This window comes from Enterobacter hormaechei subsp. hoffmannii, assembly GCF_001729745.1.
In the GTDB taxonomy this organism is placed as follows: Bacteria; Pseudomonadota; Gammaproteobacteria; order Enterobacterales; family Enterobacteriaceae; genus Enterobacter; species Enterobacter intestinihominis.
Map to the genome: position 1 here is coordinate 1,169,924 of NZ_CP017186.1, position 15,786 is coordinate 1,185,709.

Below are 15,786 nucleotides of genomic sequence, written 5' to 3' on the forward strand. Positions count from 1 at the left end.
ACTTTGTGCCAGGAGCGGACATTGTTATTAATAGCAGCAGACGCCAGCCGGACTCTCTCGTCTTACAGCACTTCAACCACTTCAAATTCTTCTGCGATCAACTCCATATCTTTAGAAAAATGACCTTCGCGGGTAAAAAATCGCTGATGCTCATTTCGCCAGTATTGAAGGCTTAAATCGCCTTCACCTTCTTTGCGGGCAAACTCCTCAGTCACATCACAAAAACGCACCAGTCGCATTGAAACCAGCCGGGTCACGCAGACCGGGGCATTCAGGCCATCAAGGATAATGTTATAGTTTCCAATCCTCGGGGCAGACTTTTCTTGCTGGTAAGAGGCAAAGGATCCGCAGGAGGCCGTTTTAATCCCTTTTTTAATCAGGTCCGCAAGCTCGCTGGCCAGTTCCGGGCTGTCTCCCATTTGCCAGGCATCTGCGCCTGGATACTTTACTTTTAATACCTCAACAGTAGCCATTAAGAGCCCTTTTTAATCGTCGATGAAAAATGTCATACAGAGTTTTAACATGAACTTTCCGGACATTAACATTGATGCTTTCCCTCTGCTACTTTGTCCGCTCTTCGCTCTTACCAGACATTCAAAAACAACATTAAATTTTGCGTATGGCCGGGGATCCGCTTCTTACCCAGCAGAACTCCGGCCTCCCATCACCCGCCTCAGTGCGTCGTTATATACGGCTCCTTCACAAACTCTGCCAGCAACCAGACCATATCATGCAGTAGCCCGGTGAGTTCTTTCGCCACGCTCGCAGGCAGTGTCCCGCCCATCACCGCCAGCGTTAATGCCACGGCATAATCCACCTGCAACACCGTTTCCTGCCAGCAGTCCGGCACGCAGGAAGTAATCTTTTCACCTGCAATCAATTGCTCAACCAGATACGACGGAAGCTCTGAGTCACAGCACTCACGCAGCCGCTTCAGCGCGGCCAGCAATCGCTTGCAGAGCGTGGTAAACGTCACTGTGTCGTCAGTTTCCACCAGCACGCTGACATACGCGGCGCAGGTATCAGCCAGCTCGAAAAGATTCGCAAAATCGGAAATTGAAGCGTTGATGAGCTGATGAACAGCGCTTTCTTCAGAGAGCGCATAAGAAAAGTTAGGTGTAGTAGCCATTTAGCATCCTCGTTGTGCAGAAAAGTGTCATGTTATGCTAACGGGTTCCTACGCCCGGTTACGGATGTGCCGCAACGCAGGCACTTTACGAGCGTGAAGAAGGGATGAAAAGGGATAACCCTGAATTACATAAGGTTGCTTGCAGGTTTGCGAGGCGGCTTCCAGAAGGGGATTGCCGCGTGGCGGCTACGCCCGACCCGGCCTCCAAAACCACCGCGATACGACCCGTAGGCCCGCGCAAGCGCAGCTCCGCCGGGCACAGTTTGCACTGTGGTTACGTCTTACGCAGACCTTTTCATTTTGAGCATCCCTTCTAATGATGTCTGCGTCGCGCGGGAGGATTTTCCCGCCTGTGAACAAAACACCCCAAACTCCCGGCACAGTGAAAGCGTAGACATTTTGTAGTACATGGTAGACCTCAAGCCAGAACGATGTCTGGCACCGCGACCAGCCATCCGGGCGTTTAAATGGTTAAAATAAATAATAATAATCATTGCGCAATAAATTTCGCTGTGTCTTAATAGCGTCATCGGTTTGGAATACAGACCTTATGAAAGCAGTTTTAGTAAAGCAGTCCTCAGTTCAGGTGTTATCAGTAGATACTCCTTCTTCGTGAGCCTCCTCCTAAGTGCCAAATAAGTAACTCTCGAAATACAGGCCATCATCGCCGCGCTTAAGTGGCTCATAAATTAAGGATTTATCTATGTCTAATAAAATGACTGGTTTAGTAAAATGGTTCAACGCAGATAAAGGTTTTGGCTTTATCACCCCTGACGACGGCAGCAAAGATGTATTCGTACATTTCTCTGCAATTCAGAGCGACAACTTCAAAACGCTTGATGAAGGTCAGAAAGTTTCCTTTACCATTGAGAATGGCGCAAAAGGTCCAGCAGCTGGAAACGTTTCTCCACTGTAACCCGCGCTAAATATCAGTGCGGCGTACGATAGCGATGAAGACAATAGTCCGAGCAGTTAAGCTGTACTGATAAAAAATTAACCCGCACCTGTGCGGGTTTTTTATTTTTAAAGGGTAATGGTACTGAGTTTTATATGGCAGCCTGCCCATACTCTTTTCAAATTCAGCCTCAAAAACTGCTTCGCAATAAATTGGGCATCAATACAGTCCGCAGTTTCTGAAAAGGTTCATCCCTGCTCCCGTTCCCCCTCGCTCATCATCGCCAGAAACCGTTTCACCGTCCGTGAGCGTTCAAAGCGCCGCCAGCAGAGCGCGATATCGGTATAAAGCTCCGGTGAGCTCAGCGCGTGGTAGGTGACATTCGGCGGAGAAATAGCGGCCATCGATTTCGGCACCAGCGCGAACCCGCCGCCAGCGGAGACCATGCTCAGAGAAGAGGAAAGTTGTGAAGATTGCAGCGTGTGTTGCATATCGACTCCGGCCCGCTCGCAGCTGCCGTAAACGCGGTCATACAGTCCCGGCGCGACCTCCTGGGGGAACAGCACCACCGGTGTATCCCGAAGCTGCTCTAACGCCAGCGAATCGCACGCAGCCAGAGGATGATCGCGATGCAACGCCACCACCATCGGCTCCCGGTCGAGGATTTTCAACTCGAACACCTTGCTGCTCTCGCACGGCAGGCGCACGAAGGCGATATCCAGTTCACCCTCCGCCAGCATTGTCGTCAGCGAAGACATATTGGCTTCCACCTGGTGAACCTGCACCGCCATGTTCTGCACCTGAAACTGACGAATCAGCGCGAAAATTTTGGGATGAAAGGCGTCGGAGCTGGTGATGCCAATCGAAAGGCTGCCGTTCAGGCCGCGCGCGATGCCCCGGGCTTTCTCCAGCGCGGCGTCGCTCAGCGCCAGGATCTTACAGGCGTCCTCATAGAAGGCTTCTCCCGCCTCGGTCAGCTCCACGCCCCGCGTCAGGCGCCTGAACAGCGGCGTGCCCACTTCCTCTTCGAGCCGTTTGATCTGCTGACTCAGAGGAGGCTGTGAAATACCCAGCGCTTTGGCCGCCCTGGTGAAGTGTCGCTCGCGTGCTACCGCGACAAAATAGCGCAGATAACGAAGTTCCATATCAAAAACGTCTCAAACCAGCATGGATTCTATATTGGAACTCTCTGCTGAATCGGGTCAACATTTATTTAACCTTTATAAATAAAGTTGAAGAGGACGGGCATGATGATGCATTCATCTGCATGCGACTGTGAGGCGAGTTTATGCGAGACCCTGCGTGGGTTTTCGGCTCAGCATCCTGACAGCGTGATCTATCAGACATCGCTAATGAGCGCCCTGCTAAGCGGCGTCTACGAAGGGGAGACGACGATCGCCGACCTGCTGGCACACGGTGATTTTGGTCTCGGCACCTTTAACGAGCTGGACGGTGAAATGATTGCCTTCAGCAGCCAGGTGTACCAGCTGCGCGCCGACGGCAGCGCCCGCGCCGCGAAGCCGGAGCAAAAAACGCCGTTCGCGGTGATGACCTGGTTCCAGCCGCAGTACCGCAAAACCTTTAACGGTCCGGTCAGCCGTCAGCAGATCCACGACGTGATCGACCAGCAGATCCCCTCCGATAACCTGTTCTGCGCGCTGCGCATCGATGGCAACTTCCGCCATGCGCATACCCGCACCGTTCCGCGCCAGACGCCGCCGTACCGGGCGATGACCGACGTGCTGGACGACCAGCCGGTGTTCCGCTTTAACCAGCGCGAGGGCGTGCTGGTCGGGTTCCGCACCCCGCAGCATATGCAGGGCATCAACGTGGCGGGCTATCACGAGCACTTTATCACCGACGACCGTCAGGGCGGGGGACATCTGCTCGACTATCAGCTGGAGAGCGGCGTGCTCACCTTCGGCGAAATCCACAAGCTGATGATTGACCTGCCCGCCGACAGCGCGTTTTTACAGGCCAACCTGCACCCCAGCAACCTTGATGCGGCTATCCGCGCCGTCGAAAACTAACAGGAGAACTACCGTGAACAGTGAGAAACAGTCACGTCAGTGGGCGCACGGCGCCGATATGGTTGTCGGCCAGCTGGAAGCGCAGGGCGTGAAGCAGGTGTTCGGGATCCCGGGCGCGAAGATCGACAAGGTCTTTGACTCTCTGCTGGATTCCTCCATCGAGATTATCCCGGTGCGTCACGAGGCGAACGCGGCGTTTATGGCGGCAGCGGTAGGGCGGTTAACCGGCAAGGCCGGAGTCGCGCTGGTCACCTCCGGGCCGGGCTGCTCCAATCTGATCACCGGCATCGCCACCGCCAACAGCGAAGGCGACCCGGTCGTCGCGCTGGGCGGGGCGGTGAAGCGGGCGGATAAAGCCAAGCTGGTGCACCAGAGCATGGACACTGTCGCCATGTTCAGCCCGGTGACCAAATACGCCGTAGAAGTGAACTCCCCGGACGCGATTGCCGAGGTGGTGTCGAACGCGTTTCGCGCTGCCGAGCAGGGCAGGCCGGGCGGGGCGTTTGTCAGCCTGCCGCAGGATATTGTCGACCAGCCCACCACGGGGGCGATTTTACCCGCCAGCGGCCCGGCGCTGATGGGCCCGGCACCGGAGTCCGCCATTAACGACGTGGCGAAGCTTATCGAGAACGCCAAAAACCCGGTCATTTTACTCGGCCTGATGGCCAGCCAGCCCGCCAACAGCGCCGCGCTGCGCACGCTGCTGGAGAAAAGCCGCATTCCGGTCACCAGCACTTATCAGGCCGCCGGGGCGGTGAATCAGGAACACTTCACCCGCTTCGCCGGGCGCGTCGGCCTGTTCAACAACCAGGCCGGAGATCGGTTGCTGCATCTGGCGGATCTGATTATCTGCATCGGCTACAGCCCGGTGGAATACGAGCCGTCCATGTGGAACAGCGGCGATGCCACGCTGGTGCACATTGACGTGCTGCCCGCCTATGAGGAGCGCAAGTATGTTCCCGATCTGGAACTGGTCGGGGATATTGCCGCCACGCTGAATCTGCTTGCCAGCCGAATCGAGCACAAACTTGAACTCAGCCAGCGCGCCTCGGAAATTCTTGTCGATCGCCAGCATCAGCGTGACCTCCTCGACCGTCGCGGCGCATCGCTAAACCAGTTTGCCCTGCATCCGCTGCGCATCGTGCGCGCCATGCAGGACATCGTGAATAACGACGTAACGCTCACCGTCGATATGGGCAGCTTCCACATCTGGATCGCCCGCTACCTCTACAGCTTCCGCGCGCGTCAGGTGATGATCTCCAACGGTCAGCAGACCATGGGCGTGGCGCTGCCGTGGGCGATTGGCGCGTGGCTGGTCAACCCGGGGCGCAAGGTGGTGTCGGTCTCCGGGGACGGCGGATTTTTGCAGTCGAGCATGGAGCTGGAAACCGCTGTGCGCCTCAATGCCAACGTGCTGCACATCATCTGGGTGGATAACGCCTACAACATGGTGGCGATCCAGGAAGAGAAAAAATACCAGCGTCTCTCCGGCGTGGAGTTTGGCCCGGTCGATTTTAAAGCCTATGCCGACGCCTTCGGTGCGAAAGGCTTTGCCGTCGAGAGCGCCGACGCGCTCGAACCGACGCTGCGTGCCGCAATGGATGTCGATGGCCCGGCCGTGGTGGCCATTCCCGTCGACTACAGCGATAACCCGCTGCTGATGGGCCAGCTCCATCTCAGCCAGATTTTGTGAATCAATATAAGGACAGAGAAATGCAAAAAGTGGCTCTCGTAACCGGCTCCGGCCAGGGGATTGGCAAAGCGATCGCGCTTCGCCTGGTGAAGGACGGCTTTGCCGTCGCTATTGCGGATTACAACGAAGAGACGGCGAAAGCGGTCGCGGATGAGATCACCCGCAACGGCGGGAAAGCCGTCGCCGTGAAGGTGGACGTCTCTGACCGCGACCAGGTGTTTGCGGCGGTGGAAAAAGCCCGCACTGCGCTGGGCGGCTTCAACGTCATCGTCAATAACGCCGGGGTGGCGCCGTCCACGCCAATCGAATCCATCACGCCGGAAATTGTCGACAAGGTCTACAACATCAACGTGAAAGGGGTGATCTGGGGCATTCAGGCCGCGATTGACGCGTTCCGCAAAGAGGGGCACGGCGGTAAAATCATCAACGCCTGCTCCCAGGCGGGCCATACCGGCAACCCGGAACTGGCGGTGTACAGCTCCAGCAAGTTCGCGGTGCGCGGTTTAACCCAGACCGCCGCGCGGGATCTCGCGCCGCTGGGGATCACCGTTAACGCCTATTGCCCGGGCATCGTCAAAACGCCGATGTGGGCGGAAATCGACCGTCAGGTCTCCGAGGCGGCGGGTAAACCGCTCGGCTACGGAACGGAAACCTTTGCCAAACGCATCACGCTTGGCCGTTTGTCCGAACCGGAAGATGTGGCCGCCTGCGTCTCTTACCTCGCCGGACCAGACTCCGACTACATGACCGGTCAGTCGCTGCTGATTGATGGTGGGATGGTGTTCAACTAAATTCTAATAAGCTCTGACATGAACTTCCCCCTGCTCCCGTGCAGGGGCTTTTTTTTGTCTCCTCAGCCATTGTGCATTACACTGCGCGCTGCAAAACTTTAGTCTTAAGATCTGACAGGCGGTAACAGCGATGAACGGTACAATCACAACGTGGTTTAAAGATAAAGGCTTCGGATTTATCAAAGATGAAAACGGCGACAACCGCTATTTTCACGTGATTAAGGTCGCCAACCCTGATCTGATTAAGAAAGATGCGGCGGTGACCTTCGAACCCACCACAAACACCAAAGGCCTTTCCGCGTATGCGGTGAAGGTGATCCCGGAGAGCAAGCATCTTTATATCGCGGGCGAGCGCGTGAAGCTCACCTCGATCAAATCCTTCGTGGTGTTCAGCGAAGAAGAGCCCGTTGAGACCAAAATCGACAAAGAGAACGCGGTGCTGTCGGTGGGGCTACTGATGAACAGCATCAAGCCGAAAAGTGAGAAAAAGCCGGGCGAGATGCGCACGGTGAAGAAGCTGGCGATCACCACCTTCCAGAACACGACGATGATCTTCACCGAAGATGAAATCGACATCGACGCGACGGTTAAGCTGCTGAAGTAATTTTATGCCGGGTGGCGGCTACGCGTTACCCGGCCTGCACGTTCTTCCTTTTCGACCGCTTTTTAACCTGCTATAACAAACTCCTTACCTTGCAGGGAGTCACCGCCGTGCCCGAAATCAATCAACATGGTCAAACCGTTAACGATATCGTCCCCGACTGGAAATGTGCTCGAGCGCTAACTCGCACGCCGCTAACCGGCCAGTATTGTCGTCTGGAACCGTTGGACGCAGAACGCCACGCGGCGGATCTGTTTGAAGCTTACGCACTGGGCGATGACAGCGACTGGACGTGGCTTGCCAGCACCCAGCCTGTGAGCGTTGAGGCTACTGCGCACTGGGTGCTCGGAAAGGTGCTGGATGACGACCTGGTGCCCTTTGCCGTTATCGATCTGCGCACCGAAAAGGCGGTAGGGCTGGTGAGCTATATGGCGATTGAACGCTTTCTGGGATCGGTGGAAATTGGCCACGTCACCTGGTCGCGCAAGATGAAAGGCACCCGCATTGGCACCGAAGCGGTGTGGCTACTGCTGAAAAATGCCTTTGAGCATAAATATCGTCGGCTGGAGTGGAAATGCGATTCGATGAACACCGCCTCACGCAACGCGGCGGAGCGGCTGGGGTTTGTCTGGGAAGGGCGCCTGCGCCAGAAGCTGGTGCGCAAAGGACGCAACCGCGACAGCGATATGCTTTCGATTATTGACGGCGAGTGGCCGGAAAGGGACGCGGAGTTGCGCGCCTGGCTGGCGGCGGAGAATTTTGACGCTGAAGGGCGGCAGGTCAGGCGGTTAGAGGAATTTCGAAAATAATTTTCCCTCACCCTAACCCTCTCCCCGGAGGGGCGAGGGGATTGCTCAGTGCTCGCATTAATTTGTGGGGAACCCTCAGCCCAAAGGGAGAGGGCCGGGGTGAGAGGAGAAGTTCGCACTCAGCGGCGAACCGGCGCCCCATCCGCCACATAATACGCCGCCGTGCTCTTCGCCAGCGGCTCGCGCCCGCGAATGGCGTCGGCAATCTTCTCACCAATCATGATGGTGGTGGCGTTCAGGTTGCCAGTGATAATTTGCGGCATAATCGACGCATCTACCACGCGTAACCCTTCCAGCCCGTGAACGCGGCCTTCACCGTCAACCACCGCCATCTCGTCATAGCCCATTTTGCAGGTGCCGCACGGATGGAACGCGGTTTCGGCATGGTTACGCACAAACTCGTCCAGCTGTTCGTCGGTCTGGCATTCGACGCCCGGGCTGATTTCGCGCCCACGGTATTTGTCCAGCGCCGGCTGGTGCATGATCTCACGGGTGATGCGGATCGCGTCGCGGAACTCCTGCCAGTCCTGCTCGTGGGACATATAGTTGAACAGGATCGCCGGATGCTGATGCGGGTCGCGGGACTTAATCCGTACGTGCCCGCGGCTCGGCGAGCGCATGGAGCCGACGTGGCACTGGAAGCCGTGTTCTTTCACCGCGTTCGAGCCGTTGTAGTTAATCGCTACCGGCAGGAAGTGATACTGAATATTCGGCCACTCGAACTCCTCGCGGCTGCGGATAAACCCGCCCGCTTCGAAGTGGTTGCTCGCGCCCACGCCTGTGCCGCCAAACAGCCACTCCGCGCCAATCTTCGGCTGGTTCCACCACTGCAGGGCAGGGTAGAGGGAAACGGGCTCTTTGCATTCATACTGAAGGTACATCTCCAGGTGATCCTGCAAGTTTTCCCCCACGCCGGGTAAATCATGTACCAGCGGGATATCAAACTGCTTCAGCAGTTCAGCGTTGCCCACGCCGGAGCGCTGGAGGATCTGCGGAGACGCAATAGCGCCCGCGCACAGCAGTACCTCTTTCTTCGCTGTCGCTTTTGACGGAATGGTGCTTTCGCCTTCCAGCCACTCGACGCCCACCGCGCGCTTGCCGTCAAAGATAATGTGATCGGTCATGGCGTGGGTGCGGATGGTCAGATTCGGGCGCGGTTTGGCCTGATCCAGATAGCCGCGCGCGGTGCTGGCGCGTCGGCCCTGCGGCGTGACCGTGCGATCCATCGGGCCAAAGCCTTCTTGCTGATAGCCGTTGAGATCGTCGGTGCGCGGGTAGCCCGCCTGCACGCCTGCCTCCACCATCGCTTCAAACAGCGGGTTCACGCCCGGCTTAGAGGTGGTGACGCTCACCGGACCGTCGCCGCCGTGGTAGTCGTTCGGCCCCACGTCGCGGGTCTCTGCCTTGCGGTAGTAGGGCAGGCAGTTGAGATAGCTCCAGTGCTCCAGACCCGGTTCTTTCGCCCAGTTGTCCAGATCCATTGCGTTGCCGCGCACGTAGCACATGCCGTTGATCAGCGACGAGCCGCCCAGCCCTTTTCCGCGTCCGCACTCCATGCGGCGGTTGTTCATGAAAGGCTCTGGCTCGGTTTCATACGCCCAGTTGTAGCGCTTGCCCTGCAACGGGAAGGCCAGCGCGGCAGGCATCTGGGTGCGGAAGTCAAAGCGGTAGTCCGGCCCGCCCGCCTCAAGCAGCAGGACGGTGGTGTTCGGATCTTCAGTCAGTCGTGTTGCCAGAACGTTGCCGGCAGAGCCGGCCCCGATAATGATGTAGTCAAATTGCAAATAAACCTCCCGGTTAAAATATGGACTGGAATTTACCCATCTCAACCTGGATGGACTTCACCTGGGTGTAACTCTGAAGCGTCATGACGCCGTTCTCGCGGCCAATGCCGGAGTGTTTGTAGCCGCCCACCGGCATCTCCGCGGCGGATTCGCCCCAGGTGTTGATCCAGCAGATGCCCGCTTCGAGCTGATGAATAGCGCCGTGGGCGCGGTTCAGATCGGCGGTGACAATGCCCGCCGCCAGACCGTAGTCGGTGTCATTGGCGCGACGAATGGCCTCTTCGTCAGTGTCATAGGAAAGAATGGACATCACCGGGCCGAAGATCTCTTCGCGCACGATGGTCATTTCGTCGGTGCAGTCGGTGAACACGGTCGGGGCAACCCACGCGCCGTTATCAAAGCCGTCACCCTTCAGCACGTCACCGCCGCACAGCACGCGCGCACCTTCCTCTTTGCCTTTGGCGATGTAGCGCATCACGCTGTCGCGGTGCGGGAAGCTGACCATCGGGCCGAAGTTAGTGTTTTCATCGAACAGGTCGCCCGCGCGGATGCGGCCCACGCGCTCAACGATTTTTTGCTCAAACGCGGCTTTGAACTTCGCGGGCACGAACACGCGGGTGCCGTTGGTGCACACCTGACCGGAGCTGAAGAAGTTGGCCATCATGGCGATATCTGCCGCGAGATCCAGATCCGCATCGTCAAACACTATCAGCGGGGATTTACCGCCCAGCTCCATCGTCACCTCTTTCAGGGACGAGGCCGCCGAGTTCGCCATCACCTTTTTGCCGCTGGCGACGCCGCCGGTAAAGGAGACTTTGGCGATGCCCGGATGCTCGGTCAGGTACTGGCCGGTTTCCGCGCCCACACCCGGCAGAACGTTAAACACGCCGTCCGGCACGCCCGCTTCGGTGTAGATTTCCGCCAGTTTCAGGGCGGTAAGCGGCGTTACTTCGCTCGGCTTGAAGATCATCGCGTTGCCCGCCGCCAGCGCCGGGGCGGATTTCCACAGGGCGATCTGGATCGGATAGTTCCACGCGCCGATGCCCGCTACCACGCCCAGCGGCTCGCGGCGGGTGTAGACGAAGGAGGTCTCGCGCAGCGGGATCTGGCTGCCTTCCAGTGCCGGGATCAGTCCCGCGTAGTACTCCAGCACGTCCGCGCCGGTGACGATGTCGACGGTCGAGGTTTCAGAAAACGCTTTACCGGTGTCGAGGGTTTCCAGCTTTGCCAGCTCGTCGTTGCGCTCGCGCAGGATATCGACGGCGCGACGCAGGATGCGCGAGCGCTCCATGGCGGTCATCGCCGCCCAGATTTTTTGCCCGCGCTTTGCGCTCTCTACGGCGCGGTCCACGTCTTCGCGCCCGGCGGCCTGCACGGTTACCAGAACTTCACCGTTCGCCGGGTTGATGGTCTCGAAGGTGCGACCGCTGGTGGCCGATGTGTAACCACCATTGATATAAAGCTGCTGTTCTGCCATTCGGGACATAAATTCTCCTCGGTTAATCGGTCGGTAAATGCTGGCTGATAAAGTGGCTGGTAAGCGACTGGGCCAGGGTTTTATCCAGCGGTTTGCCGCTGAGCGCGGCGCGCAGCCACAGCCCGTCAATCAGTGCGGCGAGCCCGTAGCCCGCCTCTTCAGCCTGTTCACGCGGCAGTTCGCGGCGGAATTCGTACACCAGATTTGAGAGCAACCGGCGGCTGCTGACCTGCTGCAAACGATAGAGCATCGGCTGATGCATGCTGCTGGCCCAGAAGGCCAGCCAGGCCTTCATCGCCGCGCCGCTGACCTGGGTTTCATCAAAATTGCCGCCGACAATCGCCTGCAAACGCTGCTCTGCACTACCGTCCGGCAGGGCGCGTAAACGGCTTAATACCGCATCGCGTAACTGACCGGTGATGTCGCGCATGGTTGCTTCCAGCAGACCGTTTTTATCTTTGAAATAGTGGCTGATGATACCCGTGGACACGCCCGCCCGACGGGCGATTTGCGCGATGGTTGCGTCATGCATTCCCACTTCATTAATTGCTTCCAGCGTGGCATTGATGAGCTGCCTGCGCCGGATCGGCTGCATCCCCACTTTGGGCATTTTTGCCACTCCATTCATCAGCGTTGGTAATCTATTAAAGCGGTTTTTGATTGGACGTTCAATATAAAATGTGTCTTAATTGTTGCGATTTTGGATTTTAATAGTTACAAAAACAGTGGGGATACTGGATGACAGACCTTTCACAAGACAGAGAAAAAGACAAAATCAACCCGGTCGTTTTTTATACGTCCGCCGGGCTGATTTTGTTGTTTTCCCTGACGACCATCTTCTTTCGTGATTTTTCTGCCGAGTGGATTGGGCGCACCCTGAACTGGGTGTCGAAGACCTTCGGCTGGTACTACCTTCTGGCGGCGACGCTCTATATCGTGTTCGTCGTCTGCATTGCCTGCTCGCGCTTCGGTTCGGTGAAGCTTGGGCCGGAGCAGTCCAAGCCCGAGTTCAGCCTGCTGAGTTGGGCCGCGATGCTGTTTGCCGCGGGCATTGGCATCGACCTGATGTTCTTCTCCGTGGCGGAACCGGTCACGCAATATATGCAGCCGCCGGAAGGGGCAGGGCAGACGATGGAGGCCGCGCGTCAGGCGATGGTCTGGACGCTGTTCCACTACGGCCTGACGGGCTGGTCAATGTATGCCCTGATGGGCATGGCGCTCGGATACTTTAGCTATCGTTATAATTTGCCCCTAACCATCCGCTCCGCGCTGTACCCGATTTTCGGGAAAAAGATCAACGGCCCGATTGGCCACAGCGTCGATATCGCGGCGGTGATCGGCACCATCTTCGGCATCGCCACCACGCTCGGGATTGGCGTAGTGCAGCTTAACTACGGGCTGAGCGTGCTGTTTGACATCCCGGATTCGATGGCGGCGAAGGCGGCGCTAATTGCGCTGTCGGTGATCATCGCTACCATCTCGGTGACCTCCGGCGTGGATAAAGGTATTCGCGTGCTCTCCGAGCTGAACGTCGCGCTGGCGCTGGGGCTGATCCTGTTCGTGCTGTTTATGGGCGACACCTCGTTCCTGCTCAACGCCTTAGTGCTCAACGTAGGTGATTACGTGAACCGCTTTATGGGCATGACGCTGAACAGCTTCGCCTTTGACCGCCCGGTGGAGTGGATGAACAACTGGACGCTCTTCTTCTGGGCGTGGTGGGTGGCCTGGTCGCCGTTTGTCGGCCTGTTCCTGGCGCGAATTTCGCGTGGGCGCACCATCCGTCAGTTCGTGATGGGCACGCTGATCATCCCGTTCACCTTCACCCTGCTGTGGCTGTCGATTTTCGGCAACAGCGCGCTGCACGAAATTATCCACGGCAATGCGACCTTCGCGCAGGAAGCGATGGTGCACCCGGAGCGCGGCTTCTACAGCCTGCTGGCGCAGTACCCGGCGTTTACTTTTAGCGCCTCGGTAGCAACCATTACCGGCCTGTTGTTCTACGTCACCTCGGCGGACTCCGGCGCGCTGGTGCTGGGGAACTTCACTTCGAAACTTAAAGACATCAACAGCGATGCGCCGAACTGGCTGCGCATCTTCTGGTCCGTCGCCATCGGCCTGCTGACGCTCGGGATGCTGATGACCAACGGCATTTCGGCGCTGCAGAACACCACGGTGATCATGGGCCTGCCGTTCAGCTTCGTGATCTTCTTCGTGATGGCCGGGTTGTATAAATCGCTCAAGGTGGAAGACTACCGCCGCGTCAGCGCCAGCCGCGACACCGCCCCGCGGCCGATGGGCGCGCAAGACAGGTTGAGCTGGAAGAAACGCCTGTCACGCCTGATGAACTACCCGGGCACGCGCTACACCAGCCAGATGATGGAGACGGTCTGCTTCCCGGCGATGGAAGAGGTGGCGCAGGAGCTGAAGCTGCGTGGCGCCTACGTGGAGCTGAAAAACCTGCCACCTGAAGAGGGCGAAACCCTGGGGCACCTGGATCTGCTGGTGCACATGGGCGACGAGCAGAACTTTGTTTATCAGATCTGGCCGCAGCAGTATTCGGTGCCAGGGTTCACCTACCGGGCGCGCAGCGGGAAATCGACCTACTACCGGCTGGAGACCTTCCTGCTGGAAGGGAGCCAGGGGAATGATTTGATGGATTACAGCAAGGAGCAGGTAATTACGGATATTCTGGACCAGTATGAACGGCACCTGAACTTTATCCATCTCCACAGGGAAGCGCCGGGGAATAGCGTGATGTTCCCGGATGTCTAAACGGATTCTTAAAATACCTTCATACTGTATATAAATACAGTTATTTGGCGCAGCATTACTCAAGGAAGAGTAACCATGCAGCAAGAGCCTGATGCTGAAGCATTCGGGCTTTTGCTGCGTTTAGGGAAGGAACTATGGATGAGTCATGCGATAGAGTTTATCGAAACATCACTCTTTACCCGACAGATTAAAAGCATTGCTACGGATGATGAATTAAAGGATCTGCAAGAGGTGATCTATTTCATTATGGCCTATCCAAAATGCATAAAGGACAGCCTGACAGAGACAGAGAAAGCAGAACTTAAAAAGCTGACTTCCATTCTGAAAAATACTGCTTCCAGTGCCGTAAATTTGAGGTGTACTATGTACCCTAATCAGGCAGGTGGAGGCTGATAATGAGTATTTTTAATGAATTAAAATCTTCGCTTGAAGAGGCCGTTGAGATCCATAACGGAAGAAAAGCCGCTTCCCGGGTAACCCGCTATGAAGTTGCTGATGTGCGCGCCATCAGAGAGCAGCTCAATATCACGCAAAGCGAAATGGCGAAGGCGCTTGGCACGAGCGTCGATACGATAAAGAGCTGGGAGTCTAAACGTCGCAACCCAACCGGGCTGGCGGCGAAGGTACTTAATGTGATTCGGGAGAATCCTGCATTTTATAAGGCACTTGCCGGGCAGTGAGTCGCCCTTATGCCGGGTGGCGCTGCGCTTACCCGGCCTACAAAACTCCAAAACTGCTTTACCGTAGGCCTGATAAGCGAAGCGCCATCAGGCTCTCCCTCCGTTGACATAACTTTAATGATAACTATTTTCATTTAAATATAGCCTGTGCTATACCTTATAGCACGGGCTAATTTTGCTTTTAATTTAATCACCTCAGGAGACTTCTGCGATGCATCCACGGCAAGGATTGAAGCGTCTGTTGCTCGGCGCGCTGCTTATGACCGCGACCACAACCGGCGCGCTGGCGGCTGAAAAGTTCCAGGTCATCACCACTTTTACCGTTATCGCTGATATGGCGAAAAACGTAGCGGGGGATGCCGCAGAGGTCACCTCCATCACCAAACCGGGCGCGGAAATTCACGAATACCAGCCCACCCCGGGCGATATCAAACGCGCGCAGAAGGCGCAGCTGATCCTGGCGAACGGCATGAATCTGGAGCTGTGGTTCCAGCGCTTTTATCAGCATCTGAACGGCGTGCCGGAGGTGATTGTTACCAAAGGCATCACCCCGATGGGCATCAGCGAAGGGCCCTATAACGGCAAGCCCAACCCGCACGCGTGGATGTCGCCGGACAACGCCCTGATTTACGTCGATAACATCCGCGACGCGCTGGTGAAGTACGATCCGGCCAACGCGCAGACCTATCAGCGTAACGCCGACGCCTACAAGCAGAAGATCACCGCCACTCTCGAACCGCTGCGCAAGCAGGTCACGGCGATCCCGGTAGACAAACGCTGGATGGTGACCAGCGAAGGGGCGTTCTCCTATCTGGCGTGGGATTTGGGCCTGAAAGAGCTGTACCTGTGGCCGATAAACGCCGATCAGCAGGGCACGCCGCAGCAGGTGCGCAAGGTTATCGATCTGGTGAAAAAACATCACATTCCGGCGGTGTTCAGCGAAAGCACCGTCTCGGATAAGCCCGCTCGTCAGGTGGCGCGGGAAACCGGCGCCCATTACGGCGGCGTGCTGTACGTTGACTCCCTGAGTGCAGAAAACGGCCCGGTGCCGACCTATATCGATCTGCTGAACGTCACCACCCGCACGCTGGTGCAGGGCATCCGCGACGGGATGAAGGAGTAACC

Annotated in this window: 16 protein-coding genes; 10 read left to right on the plus strand and 6 right to left on the minus strand. The window is 57.1% G+C overall.

Annotated elements, in window-relative coordinates:
* Nucleotides 1-62 precede the first annotated feature (62 nt).
* Both BFV65_RS05430 and BFV65_RS05435 read right to left on the minus strand, forming a co-directional pair.
* The gene (locus BFV65_RS05430; protein WP_069596331.1) at nucleotides 63-473 is read right to left on the minus strand and encodes an ASCH domain-containing protein; all 411 of its coding nucleotides are present in this window, start codon (nucleotides 471-473) and stop codon (nucleotides 63-65) included.
* 200 nt (nucleotides 474-673) lie between these two features.
* Complete coding sequence (locus BFV65_RS05435; RefSeq protein ID WP_023305643.1) at nucleotides 674-1,129, minus strand: hypothetical protein; 456 nt, start codon at nucleotides 1,127-1,129, stop codon at nucleotides 674-676.
* A 703-nt stretch (nucleotides 1,130-1,832) separates the two neighbouring features.
* Here BFV65_RS05435 and cspE point away from each other — a divergent pair.
* Nucleotides 1,833-2,045 carry a transcription antiterminator/RNA stability regulator CspE gene (gene cspE / locus BFV65_RS05440; protein ID WP_022647355.1) on the plus strand — a complete coding sequence of 71 codons (213 nt, stop codon included), beginning with the start codon at nucleotides 1,833-1,835 and terminating at the stop codon, nucleotides 2,043-2,045.
* A gap of 227 nt (nucleotides 2,046-2,272) precedes the next feature.
* On the opposite strand, the gene BFV65_RS05445 is transcribed toward cspE, so the two are convergent.
* On the minus strand, nucleotides 2,273-3,169 hold the full coding sequence (locus tag BFV65_RS05445) for a LysR family transcriptional regulator (RefSeq protein WP_023305644.1): 897 nt from the start codon (nucleotides 3,167-3,169) through the stop codon (nucleotides 2,273-2,275).
* A gap of 105 nt (nucleotides 3,170-3,274) precedes the next feature.
* Between BFV65_RS05445 and budA the strand changes: the two genes are divergently transcribed.
* The 5 genes from budA (at nucleotide 3,275) to BFV65_RS05470 (ending at nucleotide 7,948) form a co-directional block, all read left to right on the plus strand.
* Complete coding sequence (budA, locus tag BFV65_RS05450; protein ID WP_088581799.1) at nucleotides 3,275-4,054, plus strand: acetolactate decarboxylase; 780 nt, start codon at nucleotides 3,275-3,277, stop codon at nucleotides 4,052-4,054.
* On the plus strand, nucleotides 4,026-5,747 hold the full coding sequence (gene alsS / locus BFV65_RS05455; RefSeq protein ID WP_152811382.1) for an acetolactate synthase AlsS: 1,722 nt from the start codon (nucleotides 4,026-4,028) through the stop codon (nucleotides 5,745-5,747). The genes budA and alsS overlap by 29 nt, the downstream gene beginning before the upstream one ends.
* 20 nt (nucleotides 5,748-5,767) lie before the next feature.
* Nucleotides 5,768-6,538 carry a (S)-acetoin forming diacetyl reductase gene (locus tag BFV65_RS05460; RefSeq protein ID WP_022647359.1) on the plus strand — a complete coding sequence of 257 codons (771 nt, stop codon included), beginning with the start codon at nucleotides 5,768-5,770 and terminating at the stop codon, nucleotides 6,536-6,538.
* A gap of 130 nt (nucleotides 6,539-6,668) precedes the next feature.
* Nucleotides 6,669-7,142 (plus strand): cold-shock protein, encoded by a 474-nt coding sequence (locus BFV65_RS05465; RefSeq protein WP_022647360.1) that lies wholly within the window; start codon nucleotides 6,669-6,671, stop codon nucleotides 7,140-7,142.
* Between the two features lie 107 nt (nucleotides 7,143-7,249).
* Complete coding sequence (locus BFV65_RS05470) at nucleotides 7,250-7,948, plus strand: GNAT family N-acetyltransferase (RefSeq protein WP_063150426.1); 699 nt, start codon at nucleotides 7,250-7,252, stop codon at nucleotides 7,946-7,948.
* Between the two features lie 119 nt (nucleotides 7,949-8,067).
* Here the strand turns inward: BFV65_RS05470 and betA are convergent, their stop codons facing one another.
* The 3 genes from betA to betI are packed head-to-tail and all read right to left on the minus strand — an operon-like array spanning nucleotide 8,068 to nucleotide 11,819.
* Nucleotides 8,068-9,732: a choline dehydrogenase gene (betA, locus tag BFV65_RS05475; protein ID WP_017694353.1), complete on the minus strand. Its 1,665-nt coding sequence runs from the start codon at nucleotides 9,730-9,732 to the stop codon at nucleotides 8,068-8,070.
* Nucleotides 9,733-9,745: 13 nt separating this feature from the next.
* On the minus strand, nucleotides 9,746-11,218 hold the full coding sequence (gene betB / locus BFV65_RS05480; protein WP_069596332.1) for a betaine-aldehyde dehydrogenase: 1,473 nt from the start codon (nucleotides 11,216-11,218) through the stop codon (nucleotides 9,746-9,748).
* A 13-nt stretch (nucleotides 11,219-11,231) separates the two neighbouring features.
* The gene (gene betI / locus BFV65_RS05485; protein ID WP_063147216.1) at nucleotides 11,232-11,819 is read right to left on the minus strand and encodes a transcriptional regulator BetI; all 588 of its coding nucleotides are present in this window, start codon (nucleotides 11,817-11,819) and stop codon (nucleotides 11,232-11,234) included.
* Nucleotides 11,820-11,947: 128 nt separating this feature from the next.
* Between betI and betT the strand changes: the two genes are divergently transcribed.
* The 4 genes from betT to BFV65_RS05505 all read left to right on the plus strand — a co-directional run bounded on the left by betT (nucleotide 11,948) and on the right by BFV65_RS05505 (nucleotide 15,784).
* On the plus strand, nucleotides 11,948-13,981 hold the full coding sequence (gene betT / locus BFV65_RS05490; RefSeq protein WP_023305649.1) for a choline BCCT transporter BetT: 2,034 nt from the start codon (nucleotides 11,948-11,950) through the stop codon (nucleotides 13,979-13,981).
* A gap of 138 nt (nucleotides 13,982-14,119) precedes the next feature.
* Nucleotides 14,120-14,374 carry a hypothetical protein gene (locus BFV65_RS05495; protein ID WP_063201267.1) on the plus strand — a complete coding sequence of 85 codons (255 nt, stop codon included), beginning with the start codon at nucleotides 14,120-14,122 and terminating at the stop codon, nucleotides 14,372-14,374.
* 2 nt (nucleotides 14,375-14,376) lie between these two features.
* Nucleotides 14,377-14,661, plus strand: a complete 285-nt coding sequence (gene nadS, locus BFV65_RS05500) for a NadS family protein (protein WP_003858821.1) — start codon at nucleotides 14,377-14,379, stop codon at nucleotides 14,659-14,661.
* Nucleotides 14,662-14,872: 211 nt separating this feature from the next.
* On the plus strand, nucleotides 14,873-15,784 hold the full coding sequence (locus BFV65_RS05505) for a metal ABC transporter substrate-binding protein (RefSeq protein ID WP_069596333.1): 912 nt from the start codon (nucleotides 14,873-14,875) through the stop codon (nucleotides 15,782-15,784).
* Nucleotides 15,785-15,786 lie beyond the last annotated feature (2 nt).

Coding starts and splice junctions, on each gene's coding strand:
- BFV65_RS05460 (WP_022647359.1), top strand. CDS start 5,768: ATGCAAAAAGTGGCTCTCGTAACCGGCTCCGGCCAGGGGATTGGCAAA.
- BFV65_RS05505 (WP_069596333.1), top strand. CDS start 14,873: ATGCATCCACGGCAAGGATTGAAGCGTCTGTTGCTCGGCGCGCTGCTT.
- betI (WP_063147216.1), bottom strand. CDS start 11,819: ATGCCCAAAGTGGGGATGCAGCCGATCCGGCGCAGGCAGCTCATCAAT.
- BFV65_RS05430 (WP_069596331.1), bottom strand. CDS start 473: ATGGCTACTGTTGAGGTATTAAAAGTAAAGTATCCAGGCGCAGATGCC.
- nadS (WP_003858821.1), top strand. CDS start 14,377: ATGAGTATTTTTAATGAATTAAAATCTTCGCTTGAAGAGGCCGTTGAG.
- alsS (WP_152811382.1), top strand. CDS start 4,026: ATGCGGCTATCCGCGCCGTCGAAAACTAACAGGAGAACTACCGTGAAC.
- budA (WP_088581799.1), top strand. CDS start 3,275: ATGATGCATTCATCTGCATGCGACTGTGAGGCGAGTTTATGCGAGACC.
- BFV65_RS05495 (WP_063201267.1), top strand. CDS start 14,120: ATGAGTCATGCGATAGAGTTTATCGAAACATCACTCTTTACCCGACAG.
- cspE (WP_022647355.1), top strand. CDS start 1,833: ATGTCTAATAAAATGACTGGTTTAGTAAAATGGTTCAACGCAGATAAA.
- betT (WP_023305649.1), top strand. CDS start 11,948: ATGACAGACCTTTCACAAGACAGAGAAAAAGACAAAATCAACCCGGTC.
- betB (WP_069596332.1), bottom strand. CDS start 11,218: ATGTCCCGAATGGCAGAACAGCAGCTTTATATCAATGGTGGTTACACA.
- BFV65_RS05445 (WP_023305644.1), bottom strand. CDS start 3,169: ATGGAACTTCGTTATCTGCGCTATTTTGTCGCGGTAGCACGCGAGCGA.
- BFV65_RS05435 (WP_023305643.1), bottom strand. CDS start 1,129: ATGGCTACTACACCTAACTTTTCTTATGCGCTCTCTGAAGAAAGCGCT.
- BFV65_RS05465 (WP_022647360.1), top strand. CDS start 6,669: ATGAACGGTACAATCACAACGTGGTTTAAAGATAAAGGCTTCGGATTT.